The organism is Actinomadura rubrobrunea NBRC 15275 (assembly GCF_001552235.1).
Taxonomy (GTDB): domain Bacteria; phylum Actinomycetota; class Actinomycetes; order Streptosporangiales; family Streptosporangiaceae; genus Spirillospora; species Spirillospora viridilutea.
In genome coordinates, this window is the sequence record NZ_BCQU01000007.1 from 1 (window position 1) to 14192 (window position 14192).

Annotated in this window: 13 protein-coding genes; 5 read left to right on the forward strand and 8 right to left on the reverse strand. The window is 75.2% G+C overall.

Features of this window, described 5'->3' with window-relative positions; genetic code table 11:
• A partial coding sequence (locus AR3_RS03395) for an MFS transporter (RefSeq protein WP_067908194.1) occupies window positions 1-1447 on the reverse strand: 1447 nt, incomplete at its 3' end.
• An 85-nt stretch (window positions 1448-1532) separates the two neighbouring features.
• Between AR3_RS03395 and AR3_RS03400 the strand changes: the two genes are divergently transcribed.
• On the forward strand, window positions 1533-1787 hold the full coding sequence (locus AR3_RS03400; protein WP_067908197.1) for a hypothetical protein: 255 nt from the start codon (window positions 1533-1535) through the stop codon (window positions 1785-1787).
• A 13-nt stretch (window positions 1788-1800) separates the two neighbouring features.
• On the opposite strand, the gene AR3_RS03405 is transcribed toward AR3_RS03400, so the two are convergent.
• The 3 genes from AR3_RS03405 to moaA are packed head-to-tail and all read right to left on the reverse strand — an operon-like array spanning window position 1801 to window position 3708.
• Window positions 1801-2070 (reverse strand): DUF6457 domain-containing protein, encoded by a 270-nt coding sequence (locus AR3_RS03405; RefSeq protein WP_067908199.1) that lies wholly within the window; start codon window positions 2068-2070, stop codon window positions 1801-1803.
• A gap of 2 nt (window positions 2071-2072) precedes the next feature.
• Complete coding sequence (gene mobA, locus AR3_RS03410; protein WP_067908203.1) at window positions 2073-2669, reverse strand: molybdenum cofactor guanylyltransferase; 597 nt, start codon at window positions 2667-2669, stop codon at window positions 2073-2075.
• Window positions 2670-2718: 49 nt separating this feature from the next.
• A complete protein-coding gene (moaA, locus tag AR3_RS03415) occupies window positions 2719-3708 on the reverse strand; it encodes a GTP 3',8-cyclase MoaA (RefSeq protein WP_067908206.1) in 990 nt (329 codons plus the stop codon).
• Between the two features lie 173 nt (window positions 3709-3881).
• On the opposite strand from moaA, the gene AR3_RS03420 reads away from it, so the two are divergent.
• Window positions 3882-4709, forward strand: coding sequence for an alpha/beta hydrolase (locus AR3_RS03420; protein WP_067908210.1), 828 nt, complete (start codon window positions 3882-3884; stop codon window positions 4707-4709).
• Between the two features lie 115 nt (window positions 4710-4824).
• Here the strand turns inward: AR3_RS03420 and AR3_RS03425 are convergent, their stop codons facing one another.
• The 3 genes from AR3_RS03425 to AR3_RS03435 all read right to left on the reverse strand — a co-directional run bounded on the left by AR3_RS03425 (window position 4825) and on the right by AR3_RS03435 (window position 8904).
• Window positions 4825-6018 carry an RtcB family protein gene (locus tag AR3_RS03425; protein ID WP_067908213.1) on the reverse strand — a complete coding sequence of 398 codons (1194 nt, stop codon included), beginning with the start codon at window positions 6016-6018 and terminating at the stop codon, window positions 4825-4827.
• Between the two features lie 121 nt (window positions 6019-6139).
• On the reverse strand, window positions 6140-7915 hold the full coding sequence (locus AR3_RS03430; protein WP_067908217.1) for a SelB domain-containing protein: 1776 nt from the start codon (window positions 7913-7915) through the stop codon (window positions 6140-6142).
• A 425-nt stretch (window positions 7916-8340) separates the two neighbouring features.
• Window positions 8341-8904, reverse strand: a complete 564-nt coding sequence (locus tag AR3_RS03435) for a MarR family winged helix-turn-helix transcriptional regulator (protein ID WP_083950898.1) — start codon at window positions 8902-8904, stop codon at window positions 8341-8343.
• Window positions 8905-9086: 182 nt separating this feature from the next.
• Between AR3_RS03435 and AR3_RS03440 the strand changes: the two genes are divergently transcribed.
• On the forward strand, window positions 9087-10976 hold the full coding sequence (locus tag AR3_RS03440; RefSeq protein ID WP_067908220.1) for a propionyl-CoA synthetase: 1890 nt from the start codon (window positions 9087-9089) through the stop codon (window positions 10974-10976).
• Window positions 10977-11017: 41 nt separating this feature from the next.
• Here the strand turns inward: AR3_RS03440 and selD are convergent, their stop codons facing one another.
• The gene (gene selD / locus AR3_RS03445; RefSeq protein WP_067908223.1) at window positions 11018-12016 is read right to left on the reverse strand and encodes a selenide, water dikinase SelD; all 999 of its coding nucleotides are present in this window, start codon (window positions 12014-12016) and stop codon (window positions 11018-11020) included.
• Window positions 12017-12246: 230 nt separating this feature from the next.
• Here selD and fdhD point away from each other — a divergent pair, with 230 nt between their 5' ends.
• Both fdhD and AR3_RS03455 read left to right on the forward strand, forming a co-directional pair.
• A complete protein-coding gene (fdhD, locus tag AR3_RS03450) occupies window positions 12247-13059 on the forward strand; it encodes a formate dehydrogenase accessory sulfurtransferase FdhD (RefSeq protein ID WP_067908226.1) in 813 nt (270 codons plus the stop codon).
• A 158-nt stretch (window positions 13060-13217) separates the two neighbouring features.
• Window positions 13218-14123, forward strand: a complete 906-nt coding sequence (locus AR3_RS03455; RefSeq protein ID WP_067908229.1) for a metal-dependent hydrolase — start codon at window positions 13218-13220, stop codon at window positions 14121-14123.
• Window positions 14124-14192: the final 69 nt, after the last annotated feature.

A 14192-nucleotide genomic window follows, 5' to 3' on the forward strand; every position in this document is an offset into this window, starting at 1 on the left:
GGCGGGTCGGCGGGTGCGGCCGTCCGCGCCCCCGGGCGGAGCCGCCGGCCAGGTCGTACAGCGCGGTGAGGAAGGCCGCCAGCACGAACCCGACGACGACGAACAGGCCGTGCCGGAAGGCGGCCGCCCAGTCGCCGTGCGTGCGCGCGACCGCGGCGAAGAAGACGGCGCCGGTGGCGGCGATGCCGACGGCGGCGCCGAACCGCTGCCCGGTCTGCAGCACCCCGGCCGCGCTGCCGCCGCCCGTGTGCGGCACCTCCGCCAAGGTGATCGTCTGGTTGGGCGCGATGACCAGGCCGCTGCCCGCGCCCGCCACCAGGAGCGGGACGGCGGTGAACCACGCCACGTCGGGTCCGGGCCGCAGTTCCACCGCGGCCAGCACCGCGCCCAGCCCGGCGGCGACCACGGCCAGTCCCGCCGCGACCAGGGCCCGGCCGTACCGCGCCACGACACGCCCGCCGACGGCGGCGGCCACGGCCGAGCCCAGCGCGAACGGGGTCATCGCCGCGCCCGCCGCCAGCGCGCTGTACCCGAGCCCGATCTGCAGGTAGAGGGTGTAGGTGAAGAACACGGCGGTGAACCCGGCGAAGTAGAGCACGGCGACGGCCGTGCCCAGCGCGTAGGAGCGGCGGCGGAACAGCGCCATGTCCATGATCGGCGACGGGTGCCGCCGCTCCCACAGCGCGAACACGGCGATCAGGGCCAGTCCGGCCGGCAGCAGCAGCCAGGGGCCGGCCCCGTGCCACTGCCGCTCCTGGACGAACGGCAGCATCACGCACACGACGCCGACGCCGAGCAGCAGCACGCCGACCGGGTCGAGCGGGCGCCGCTCCCCGAACCGCGGCGGGGGCAGCAGCCGCCGCGCCAGCGGCAGCGCCGCCAGGCCGACGGGGACGTTGACGTAGAACACCCAGCGCCAGCCGTCCTCGGCCCCGGCCAGGGCGATCAGCACGCCGCCGAGCAGCGGCCCGACGGCGGTGGCGATGCCGATGACGGCGCCGAGCGCGCCGAACGCCCGCCCGCGTTCCGCGCCGACGAACAGCTGCTGGATCAGCCCGGCGGTCTGCGGCTGCAGCACGCCCGCCGCGGCGCCCTGCACCAGACGGGCAGCGACCAGCCATCCGACGGTCGGGGCGACCCCGGCCACGGCGCTGGACGCGGTGAACAGCGCCAGCCCGGCCATGAACACCGCGCGGCGGCTGCGCGCGTCGCCGAGCCGTCCGGCCGACACCAGCACCAGGCCGAACGTCAGCGCGTAGCCCGACACGATCCACTGCAGGCCCGACTCGGAGGCGTGCAGCCCGGTCCGGATGGACGGCAGCGCCACGTTGACGATGCTGACGTCCAGCAGGGTCATGAAGGCGGCGACCAGGCACACCGCCAGGGCCTGCCAGCGCCGCCGGGCGCACCGCACCGCCGTGGGCTGGGACGTCGGCTCGGTGCGCACGGAGCGGATCCTGTCCGGACGTGTCACGGTTCAAACCCCTGGTCCGGGTGCGCCGCGCACCGGACGGATGTGCCAATCTGGACACGTGACCGATGTCCCGCCGACCCCCGCGCCGACCGCCGGGGCTCCGCACGACGAGGAACCGCAGTGCTCGGCCAAGGGCTGCCGGGCCGCCGCCGTATGGGCGCTGCGCTGGAACAACCCCAAGATCCACACCCCCGAGCGGCGCAAAATCTGGCTGGCGTGCGACGCGCACCGCGAGCACCTGTCGGCGTTCTTGGACCGCCGCGGGTTCCTGCGCGACGTCGTCCCCCTCTCCGAGCTGGACGAGCCGGCCTAGGCCGGGCCCGGGCTCAGGCGACGCCGGTCGGCGGCTGCGCCGCGTCCGGCGCGCCGTCCTCCTGCTTCCAGCCCTCGGCCATCTCGGTGATGCGGGCCGCGGCGTCCCGGGCGGACGCGCCCCGGCCCACGGCCAGGCCGAGCAGGAACGCCGTGAGCGGGGCGCCGGGCCGGGCCACGCCGTGCGCGACGTCGCGCGCCAGGTCCAGCACCAGTCTTCGGTCGACCTCGCCGGGGTCCAGGCCGAGCTCCTGGCAGACGGCCTTGATCCATTCCTCCAGCATCGTCACTCCTCCCCGTCGGTCAGCAGGCGCCGGGCGCGCGCCAGCGCGTCAGGGGTGTCGCAGTCGTACCACGGGGGCCGCCTCCCCGCCGCGTCGGGTCCGGTGAGGAAGACCCGGACGGGCTCCAGCGGGCCCAGCAGCCCGCGCAGCGAGGCGCCCCGGTAGTCGGCCAGCGCCGCGCTCAGGCGGGCGGCCCGCCAGCATCCCAGGAGCCATTGTTCCCGGCCCTCGTCGTCGACCATCACCGCCCCTCCCCCCTCGGCGTCGCGCGCGGCGTTCAGCAGGGCGGCGACGTGCCGGGGCCGCAGGAACGGCAGATCGGCGGCCAGCAGCGCCACCCAGGGCGCGCGCACTTCGGCCAGCCCCGCGCGCAGGGCCGGGACGGGGCCGGCGCCGGGCGGGTCCTCGCGCACGGCGATCGCGTGCGGGAGCTCCGCGCGCGGCGGGCCGACGACGATGAGGCGTCCCGCGTCCCGCACGGCGTCGGCGACGCGGGCGGCCAGGCTCCTGCCTGCGACGGGCAGGCCGGGCTTGTCGGCGCCGGCCATCCGGCGGGCGCGGCCGCCCGCCAGCACCACCGCGTCGAACGCCTCGTCCAAGGCCCGCTCCGCGTGCGACGTCCTCACCCGCCGTTCTCACACGCCGTTTTCACCCGCCGATCGCCGACATGGGGCGGGCCGGCTGCAGGAAACTGGGGTCGTCGATGCCGTGCCCGGCGCGCTTGGTGCGCACCGCGGCCCGCCACCGCTCGGCCAGCTCCTCGTCGGACGCGCCGCCGCGCAGGGCGGTGCGCAGGTCGGACTCCTCGGTGGCGAACAGGCAGTTGCGGACCTGCCCGTCGGCGGTGAGCCGGACCCGGTCGCAGGCCCCGCAGAACGGCCGGGTCACCGAGGCGATCACCCCGACGGCGGCCGGGCCGCCGTCGACGAGGAACGTCTCGGCCGGGGCGCTGCCGCGCGCCGCCGGGTCCTCGGGGGTGAGGGTGAACTCCTCCCCCAGCCTGGCCAGGATCTCGTCCGCGGTGACCATGCCCTCGCGGGTCCAGCCGTGCTGGGCGTCCAGCGGCATCTGCTCGATGAAGCGCAGCCGGTACCCGCGTTCGAGGCAGTAGCGCAGCAGCGGCACCGCCTCGTGGTCGTTGACGCCGCGCATCAGCACCGCGTTCACCTTGACCGGCGCCAGGCCCGCGTCGGCCGCGGCCGCCAGGCCCTTCAGCACGTCGTCGAGCCGGTCGCGGTGCGCCAGCCGCCGGAACACCGCGCGGTCGAGGGTGTCCAGGGACACGTTGACGCGGTCCAGGCCCGCCTCGGCGAGCGGGACGGCCAGCCGGTCCAGCCCGATCCCGTTGGTGGTGATCGAGATCTGCGGGCGGGGCCGCAGCTCCGCGGTCCGCCGCACGATGTCGACCAGGCCGCGCCGCAGCAGCGGCTCGCCGCCGGTGTAGCGGACCTCGGTGACGCCGAGCCGTTCGACGGCCACCCGCACGAGCCGCACCACCTCGTCGTCGGTGAGCACCTCAGGCTTGGGCAGCCACTCCAGGCCCTCGGGAGGCATGCAGTAAGAGCACCGCAGGTTGCACCGGTCCGTCAGGGAGACCCGCAGATCGGTGGCGGTACGACCGAAGGTGTCGACCAGCACGGTGGCCCTTCCGCTCCCGCGGCGGCCCCGATTCCGGCGGGCCGCCTGATTTGCCGTAACAACCAGCCTATTGCGGTGGTTGACGATCCGCTCATCGCACGAGACGGTAACGGAGCGGTCGTCCGGGAAACGGCCGTCGCGAAGGATCGTCGAAGCGGCGCGGAGGTGCGGCGATGGCGGTGGCACGGCGATGGGAGTTCGCGGGGGCGCGCGGAGCGATCACCGCGCGGACCTGGCCCAATCCGGATCCGCGCTATGTCGCGGTGCTGGTGCACGGGTACGGCGAGCACCTCGGCCGATACGACCACGTCGCCGACGCGCTGGTCCGGCACGGCGCCGTGGTGTGCGGGCCCGACCACGCCGGTCACGGCCTGTCCGCGGGCGAGCGCGTCCTGATCCACGACGTCGCCGACCTGGTGGCGGACGTGCACACGGTCGCGGCGGCGGCCCGCGAGGACCACCCCGGCCTGCCCGCGGTGATGATCGGGCATTCGATGGGCGGGCTGATCGCCACCCGGTACGCGCAGCTGCACGGCGCGGAGCTGGCCGCGCTGGTGCTGTCGGGGCCGGTGCTGGGCCGCTGGGACGCGCTGTCGCGGCTGCTGGCCCTCGACGAGATCCCGGACGTGCCGATCGACCCGGACACCCTGTCGCGCGACCCGGACGTCGGGAAGGCGTACGCGGAGGACCCGCTGGTCTGGCACGGCCCGTTCAAGCGGCCGACGCTGGAGGCGCTGGACGCGGCGATCCGCGCGGCGTCGGCGCACGGATCGCTGGGCGCGCTGCCCACGCTGTGGGTCCACGGCGAGGACGACCGGCTGGTGCCCCTGGACGGCACCCGCACCGGCATCGAGGCCGTCCGCGGCTCCGACCTGACCGAGCGGATCTATCCCGCGGCCCGGCACGAGGTGTTCAACGAGACCAACCGCGACGAGGTCCTCGCCGACGTCACCGCGTTCATCGACCGCGTTCTCGCCGGGTCCGCCTCACCGCCGGCGTAGCCGGCAGCGTCGTCGGCCTCCGATGCGCGGCGGTCGCGGTCGGCGGCGGCCCGCTCGGCACGGGCCGCCGCCTCCTCCCCCTGGTCACCCGCTCCCCCGCCGCGGGTTCCCGTCTTCAGCCCTTGACGCAGATCAACTGCCGCAGGTGCGCCACCACCTGCACCAGGTCGGACTGCGCCTCGATCACCGACTCCAGGTCCTTGTAGGCGCCGGGGATCTCGTCCAGGACGCCGCCGTCCTTGCGGCACTCCACGCCCCGGGTCTGCTCCACCAGGTCGTCGACGGTGAACGTCCTGCGGGCCTGGTTGCGGCTCATCCTGCGCCCCGCGCCGTGCGAGGCGGAGTTGTAGGCGTCCGGGTTGCCCAGGCCGCGCACGATGTAGGTGCCGGTGGCCATCGAGCCGGGGATGATGCCCAGGTCGCCCGCGCCCGCGCGGATCGCGCCCTTGCGGGTGACGAGCAGCTCCATCCCGTCGTAGACCTCCTCGGCCACGTAGTTGTGGTGGCAGGAGATGACCTCGCCCCACTGGCAGCGCTTCTCCCCGAACTGGCGGGTCATCACGTTCTGCGCCAGGGCGAGCATGACGGCGCGGTTGCGGCGCGCGTACTCCTGCGCCCAGAACAGGTCGCGGCGGTACGCCTCCATCGCGGGGGTGCCGGTGAGGAACACCGCCAGGTCCGGGTCGGGCAGGTCCTGGTTGTGCGGCAGCCTGCGGGCGGTCTCGATGTGGTGCTCGGCCAGTTCCTTGCCGATGTTGCGGGAACCGGAGTGCAGCACGATCCACACCGCGCCGTCGTCGTCCGCGCACACCTCCAGGAAGTGGTTGCCCGACCCCAGGGTGCCCATCTGCTCGCGGGCCCGGCCGAAGCGCCCGCGCACCTTCGGGTGCAGGTCCTCGAAGCCCTTCCAGAAGTGGTGCCAGCCGCGCTCCTTGAGCCCGGGCAGCGCCGACGGGTCCACCGGCGTCTTGTGCCCGTGGCGGCCCACCGGGATCGCCTTCTCCAGGCGCGAGCGCAGCCGGCCGAGGTCGTCGGGCAGGTCCTCGACCGTCAGCGACGACTTCACCGCGGTCATGCCGCAGCCGATGTCGACGCCGACTGCGGCCGGGGACACCGCGTCGCGCATCGCGATGACCGAGCCGACGGTGGCGCCCTTGCCGTAGTGGACGTCGGGCATGACCGCCACGCCCTCCACCCACGGCAGCTCGGCCACGTTCCGCAGCTGGTCGAGCGCCACGGATTCGACGGTGGCCGGGTCCGTCCACATCCGGATCGGAACGCGGCCGCCTTCGAGCGTACGGTACGGCATCACCTGCTCCTCTCCGTGATCGACGGCAGCCGGACCGCAACTATGACGCCAGACCGCGGCCCGCCGGTTCAAACGGTTTTCTCCGGATCGTCCCTGGGGTCGCGCCGGCGCCCGCGGGCCGTCACCGGCCCGGGACGCGGCGTCCTTCGCCGACCCGCCGCGTCGCGCCCAGCCCGTCCAGATGCTCCAGCAGGGCGACGGCCGTGCGGCGGTCCGTGCCGAGGGCCCGCGCCGCCTGGCCGACGCTGAACGGCTGGGGCAGCCCGCCGAGGATCCGCAGCGCCTCCCGGTCGGCTCCGGACGGCAGGACGACGCCGTCGCCGAGCCGCAGGACGGCGCCCGCGCGTTCGGCGGCGTCGAGCACCTCGGGGGTGAGTCCCAGCTCGGCCAACCGCGCCGCGTCGGGCGCGCGGAACGGCGCGTCCGCCAGCTCTTCGCGCAACCGGCCCGCCGCGATGACGACCTGCGGCGGCGGGCCCTGCTCCGGGCCGTACACCCGGCCGCCCGCCAGCCGCAGCGGGGGCCGCGCCAAGGCCTCGACCAGCCGGCGCGCGGGCAGGCCGAGCCGCAGCCGCGCCCGCTCCAGCGGCAGGCCCGGGGCCAGCGGGCGGATCGCGGCGCGTTCGGCGGCCAGCCGGACGAGGCGCCGGCGCAGGGCCTCCCAGTGGTCGGGGTCGACGAGCCACTCGCCGATCCGCACCGCGCCCGGAGGCGCCGCGCAGCCCATCCCCGCCAGTTCCGCGCGGTGCAGCACGCCGTGGCGGCGCAGCACGACCTCGCCGCCGGGGCGGTCCGGCCAGGACGCCAGCTCCCGGGCGCGGGCGGCGGTGTCGTCGCGCCGCACCAGCACCGGGGGGCGCACGTCGAGCACGCTGACCCGGGCGACGGCGCGGCGGGCGGGATCGCGCAGCACGGCCGCGTCGCCGACGTGCAGGGGCAGCCGCGTGTTGAGGGTCAGGCGGGCGGTGTCGGGGCCGAGCGGCCGCAGCGCCACCGGCACGGCCGCCGCGCCGATGTGCAGGGTCATGCGCCGCGCCAGCCGCCCGGACGCCTCGCCGAACCCGGTGCGCACGTCGACGCATGCGGTGGCCGTCCACCCGTCCGGGGTGACCAGGGCCATGCCCGGCGCCACCCGCCCCGGTGCGACGCCGTCCAGCCGCACCGCCACGCGCGCCGCGCCGACGGCGGCCTCGCACGGCCCCTCGCCCGCCTCGACGGACCGCACCCGCACGCGCCGCCCGGCGGGCATGAGCAGCAGCTCGTCGCGCACACGGATCGTCCCGGCGGCCAGCGTGCCGTGGACCACCGCGCCGCCCGCGCCCGGTTCGACGCGGTCGGCCCACAGCCGGACGGGAGCGTCCGGGTCGGGCACGGGCAGCCGTCCGGCCAGGCGGTCCAGCGCCGCGGTGAGCTCCGGGAGGCCGGCGCCGGTGACGGCGCTGACGGCGACGGACTCGGCGCCCCGCAGGCCGGTGCGGGCGAGCCGCTCGCGCGCCTGGCGCAGCGCCAGCCTGGGATCGGCGCGGTCGGAGCGGGTCACCACCAGCACGCCGTTGCGCACGCCGAGGGCGTCGATGGCGGCGAGGTGCTCCTCCGACTGCGGCATCCACCCCTCGTCGGCCGCCACCGCCAGCACCACGGCGGGGACGGGGCCCGCGCCCGCCAGCATGGTCGGGACGGCGCGTTCATGGCCGGGGACGTCCACGAACGCCAGCCGCTCGCCCGACGGCAGCGTCGCCAGGGCGACCTCCAGTCCGAGGGACGGGGCGCCGGGGCGGGAGCCCTCGGGGTCGGCGTCTCCCGGTTCGTCCCGCCCCGCGGGCCCGACGCCGGCGAGCGCGCGCACGAGCGTGGACTTGCCGTGGCCCACGTGCCCGGCGGTTGCGACGACCTGCATCAGCTCCCTTTCCGGGAACCGGGCGCCGCGGCGCGCCGCCCGAGGACGGAATGGGCGCGCGGAAGGCGTCCGCCGAGAAGACTGTCACGAAGCACGCGGATACGAGGGACATATGGCCGGGAGTCCACGTCAAGCAACCCTAGGGACGCCGGGGGCCGCGGCGAAAGCCGATTCGGCCCACAGTATGAGATCACAATTTCCGTTCCGGATGGGCGATCCCAGATGGCGCACCGCGGGGCGGGCGCCGCAGAAGGGGCGGTCGACGCCGCTTCCGGGAACGGACGCCCGGAAATCCACGGAACGGCGATAAGGGCGCGAACCGCCCCGAACAATGGCGGACCAGAACGGCGCGAGGAACACCGCGCCGGGAAAGGTCCGAAAAACCGCCCGTCAACGAGTCCGGGCGCGCTACGGTATGGGCCCGGTCATGCTCCGGGTCCGGCGCAGCCCTGTTCGGCCGAGTGGGCGAGGATGTCGTCGACCATGCGGTTGACCAGTTCGGCGAGCTGCCGCCGCTCCTCCTCCGACCACGAGGCGAGCGCCTCGTGCATCCAGCGGCGCCGTGCCGCGCGGATGCACTCGACCGCGTGGCGTCCTTCGTCGCGCAGCCGCACGCGCTGCGCGCGGCGGTCGCGGGCGTCGGGCACCCGGTCCACGTAGCCGACCTTCTCCAGGCGCTGCACCAGGCGGGTGATGTGCGGCGCCTCGACGTTGAGGCGGGCGGCCAGCTCGCTGGGGCGCAGCGGCTCGGCGCTGTCGTCCAGCAGCCGCAGCAGCGGCACGGCCGCGCGGTCCACGGGGACGCCCGCGGCCGCGACCGTCCGGTCGTGCTGCCGGTGCCGCGTGAGCAGGTGCGCCACCCGGGTCAGCGCCCGCTCGATCTCCACGATGTCGGCTGGCACGCCGGGCGGCGCGTCGGGCCGCGTCCCGGCGGGCGCCGCGTCGGCGGACGCGGCGGAGGCGGGGCCGGCTTGCTGCGGGGGAGGCATGTGAAACACCTTACAAGGCGGTTACTTGATTTCCGCAGCTAAGTAACATCGCCGCGTCCGGACGCGTTGCGGCCGGTCGGTGAAACGCCGCCGCGGGACTTGACGAACACCGCCGCGGGAATGCCCTATAGGGGTGCGCCCCGAAACGCGAACTGGGGCGGGGGACCCGACCGGAGGACCACATGGGCGCCTACGCGGCAGCGTACGAACGCAGCATCTCCGACCCGACCCGGTTCTGGGGCCTGGCGGCGCGCGACATCCGCTGGCTGGTCCCCCCGGACCGGGTCCTCGACGACGGGGCTCCCCCGTTCTACCGCTGGTTCACCGGCGGCGAGCTCAACACCTGCGACAACGCCCTGGACCGGCACGTGGACGAGGGCCGCGGCGACCAGCCCGCCCTCATCTACGACAGCCCGGTCACCGGCACCGTGCGCACCTACACCTACCGGGAGCTGACCGATCTGGTCGCGCGGTTCGCCGGGGCGCTGCGCGCGCAGGGCGTCGACGTCGGCGACCGCGTGGTGATCTACCTGCCGATGATCCCGGAGGCGGTGATCGCCATGCTGGCGTGCGCCCGCATCGGCGCGGTGCACTCGGTGGTGTTCGGCGGGTTCGCCGCGCGCGAGCTGGCCGCGCGCATCGACCACGCCCGGCCCAAGGCGGTGGTGTCCGCGTCCTGCGGCATCGAGGGCGCCCGCCTGGTGCCGTACAAGCCGCTGCTGGACGAGGCCTTGGAGCTGGCCTCGCACAAGGTGGAGCGCTGCGTGATCCGGCAGCGCCCGCAGCTGCACGCCGACCTGGTGCGGCCGCGCGACGTGGAGTGGGACGAGGCCGTCGCGCGGGCCGAGCCCGCCGACTGCGTGCCGGTGGCCGCCACCGACCCGCTGTACATCCTCTACACCTCCGGCACGACGGGCCGGCCCAAGGGCGTGGTGCGCGACAACGGCGGGCACGCGGTCGCGCTGCGCTGGTCGATGGAGAACATCTACGGGGTCGGGCCCGGCGACGTGTTCTGGGCCGCCTCGGACGTCGGCTGGGTCGTCGGGCACTCCTACATCGTGTACGGGCCGCTGCTGACCGGATGCACCACCGTGCTGTACGAGGGCAAGCCGGTCGGCACGCCGGACGCGGGCGCGTTCTGGCGGGTGGCGTCGCAGCACCGGGTGAAGGTGCTGTTCGCCGCGCCCACCGCGATCCGCGCCGTCAAGAAGGAGGACCCGAACGGCGCCCTGCTGTCCTCCTACGACCTGTCCGGCCTGGACGCGCTGTTCCTGGCCGGCGAACGGCTCGACCCCGACACCTACCAGTGGGCGGCCGACAGGCTGGGCCGTCCCGTCATCGACCACTGGTGGCAGACCGAGTCCGGCTGGCCGATGGCGGCGAACCCGCGCGGCCTGGAGCCTCTGCCGGTCAAGCCGGGGTCCCCGTCGGTGCCCGTCCCCGGGTACGACGTGCGGGTGCTGACGCCCGACGGCGCCCCGGCCCCGCCCGGCGTGGACGGCGACATCGTGGTGCGGCTGCCGCTGCCGCCCGGCGCGCTGACGACGCTGTGGCAGGACGACGAGCGCTTCGTCGAGTCGTACCTGACCCGCCACCCGGGGTACTACCTCACCGGCGACGGCGGCCACATCGACGAGGACGGCTACCTGTGGGTGATGGGCCGCACCGACGACGTCGTCAACGTGGCCGGGCACCGGCTGTCCACCGGCGCGATGGAGGAGGTGATCGCCGCGCATCCGGCGGTGGCCGAGTGCGCGGTCATCGGCGTGCGCGACCCGCTGAAGGGCCAGGTGCCGCGCGCGCTGGTGGTGCTCAAGAGCGACGCGGACGCCGACGGCGCGGTGCTGCGCGACCAGGTGGTCCGGATGGTGCGCGAGCAGATCGGGCCGGTCGCGGCGCTCAAGGACGTCGCGGTGGTGCGGGCGCTGCCCAAGACCCGGTCCGGCAAGATCCTGCGCGGCGCGATGCGCGACATCGCCGACGGACGCGAGGCCCCGGTGCCCGCGACGATCGAGGATCCGGCGGTGCTGGACGAGCTGCGCCCCGTCCTGCGCCCGCGGCCCGCGTCTTAGGGGGACCGCGCGCCCGCCCGACTGCCGTCGCGGTGCCGGGCTCAGCGGACGACGAGCGTGTGCGGGCCGCGGTCGACGAGTTCGCCGATGACGACCGCGCCGGGGATCTCCCCGGCGACCAGCAGGCCGCCGGAGGTCTGCGCGTCGGCCAGCAGCAGCCGCCGCTCCTCGGCGATGCGGCCGAAGTCGGTGTGCGGCGACACCCACGCCAGGTTGCGGCGGGTGCCGCCGGGCACGAAGCCGTCCCGCACGGATTCGCGCGCGCCGTCCAGGTACGGCACCGCCTTGGCGTCGATCACGGCGGTGACCCCGCTGGCGCGGGCGAGCTTGAACAGGTGGCCGAGCAGGCCGAAGCCGGTGACGTCGGTGGCGCAGCGCGCGCCCGCCGCCAGCGCCAGCCGCGCGGCGTCGGCGTTGAGCGTCGCCATCGACTCCACGGCGTGGGCGAACACCTCGCCGGTGGCGCGGTGCCGGGCGTTGAGCACGCCGGTGCCGAGCGGCTTGGTCAGCGACAGCGGCAGGCCGGGCTTGCCGTCGTCCAGCCGCAGCAGCCGGTCCGGGTCCGCGGTGCCGGTGACGGCCAGGCCGTACTTGGGTTCGGGGTCGTCGACGCTGTGCCCGCCGGCGATCGCGCAGCCGGCGCGGGCGGCCGTGTCGCGGCCGCCCCGCAGCACCTCCTGGGCCACCTCGGCCGGCAGCACGTCGCGCGGCCAGCCGAGCAGGTTGAGCGCCATGACCGGGCGGGCGCCCACGGCGTACACGTCCGACAGGGCGTTGGCCGCGGCGATCCGGCCCCAGTCGTAAGGGTCGTCCACGATCGGCGGCAGCACGTCCACGGTGGACACCACGGCCCGTTCGGCGTCGAGCCGCAGCACGGCCGCGTCGTCGCCGTCGTCGGCGCCGAGCAGCAGCGCGCCGTCGCCGGGGGCCGGCCCGGTCAGCCCGGAGATCAGCCCCTCCAGCTCGCCCGGCGGCAGCTTGCCCGCGCCGCCGCCGCCGTGGGCGTACTGGGTCAGGCGCAGATCAGCGGGGGAGGTCACAGCGGGGATTTAACAGACCCGCCGTCCAATGATCAAGAAACGGAGCGTACGGCTCTTGTCACCCCATGCCTCTCCAATGCCTCACCAGGCAGAAAACCGGGATGAGCTCGACGAATCCCCCAAAGATCGACCCCGAGGCGTCGGGGGGCGCCGCAGGGGCGCGGGGTCCCGACCGCGGACGTCGCGAAACCGCTCTCGCGCGGCGCGGTCTCGCACGGTACCGTCGCGGCATGGGGCGGATCACCGTGCGCAAACCGGTCCTGCGGCTGAGCACCGCGGGGGTGCGGGGGCGTCGCCCCGACACCCTCGCCGTCGAGGAGCCCCTGGAGATCCGCGTCGCCGGGCGGCCGCTCACCATCACCATGCGCACTCCCGGCGACGACTTCGACCTGGTCGCCGGATTCCTGGCCGCCGAGGGCGTCATCGGCCGCGCCGACGACCTGCGGGCGCTGCGCTACTGCGCGGACACCACCGAGCAGAACACCCTCGACGTGGTGCTGGCCGACCACGTGCCACCGCCCGACCCGGGCATGACCCGCGCGTTCGCCACGACCAGCGCCTGCGGGCTCTGCGGCAAGTCGAGCATCGAGGCGCTGCGCGCGGACCGTCCGTACGACGTCGCCGCCGACCCGGTCGAGGTGAGCCCCGCGGTGCTGGCGCGGCTGCCCGAGCGGCTGCGGCGGGCGCAGCGGGTGTTCGACCGGACCGGCGGGCTGCACGCGGCGGGGCTGTTCGACGCGGACGGCGAGCTGCTGGCCGTGCGGGAGGACGTGGGGCGGCACAACGCCGTCGACAAGGTCGTCGGCTGGGCGCTGCGCGCGGGCCTGCTGCCGCTGTCCGGCCGGATCCTCATGGTCAGCGGCCGGGCGTCGTTCGAGCTCACCCAGAAGGCGATGCAGGCGGGCGTCCCGGTGCTGGCGGCGGTGTCGGCGCCGTCGTCGCTGGCGGTGGAGCTGGCCGAGGACGCGGGCATGACGCTGGTGGGCTTCCTGCGCGGGGAGACGATGAACGTCTACGCGGGGGCGCACCGCGTCGTCACCTGATCCGGGGAAGTCGTCACCTGATCCGGGGAATCTGTCACCCGGACGCGAACCCGCGGCGCCCGATTTGTGTTCTCGACCTCAAGAACTCGTCCGCGGCCCCGCGGTTCACTTCTCTGGCCACCGGACGGTGGCTCCGGCTCGTGGGCGAGGAGAGGTCGATGACGGACGTGGACGAACGGCATCCCCCGATCAAGCCGCGCCGGGTGTCGTTCGACTGGTCGCGCACCCCGCTGCACTGGATCCCCGGGGATCCGGTGGCCACCCACATCATCAACTCCTTCCACATCGTCCTGCCCGAGGGCGAGAAGTGGTTCATCCAGTGCGTCAAGGACGCCCGCCCCTACATCAGGGACGAGCGGCTGCTGGAGGAGATCAAGGGGTTCATCGGCCAGGAGATGGTGCACGCCCGCTCCCACCAGGGCGTGCTGGACGGGCTGCTGGCGGCGCACGGCATCGACGTCACCCCCATCACCGACCAGGCCGCCCGGGGCAACGCCGAGCGGCCCGCGCGGATGGCCGCGCTGAAGAGGCGGTCGCCGCGGGCGTGGCGGCGGCGGCTGCGCTTCGAGCTGGCCGCGGTCGCCGCCATCGAGCACTACACCGCGGTGCTCGGCCAGTGGATCATGGACAACCGGCGGCTGGACGAGGACGGCGCCGACCCCACCATGCTGGACCTGCTGCGCTGGCACGGCGCCGAGGAGGTCGAGCACCGGTCGGTGGTGTTCGACGTGTACCGGGCGATGGGCGGCGGCTACGCGATGCGCGCCGCGGCCTGGGCGGTCTCGCTGTTCTTCCTGTACTGGGCGCTGATCGGCGGGGCGGTGTACCTGCTCAGGCAGGACCCGAACGTGCGCGGCCCGGTGACGCTGCCGCGCGTGTACCGCGCCTACCGCCGGTCGGTCCGCAAGGGGCACGTGCCCGGCATCTTCCGGCTGCTGATCGGGGAGGCGCCGGTCTACCTGCGGCCGTCGCACCACCCGTCCCGGATCTGCTCGACGCCGAAGGCCCTGGAGTACCTGAAGCGCTCGCCCGCCGCGCTGGCCGCGGGCTACGACCCGTACTGAACCGGCCGGCCGGCGACGCGCGGGGCGGCCTCGGCAAGGGGAATCGCCGTTCTCGGCGGTATGCCGTAC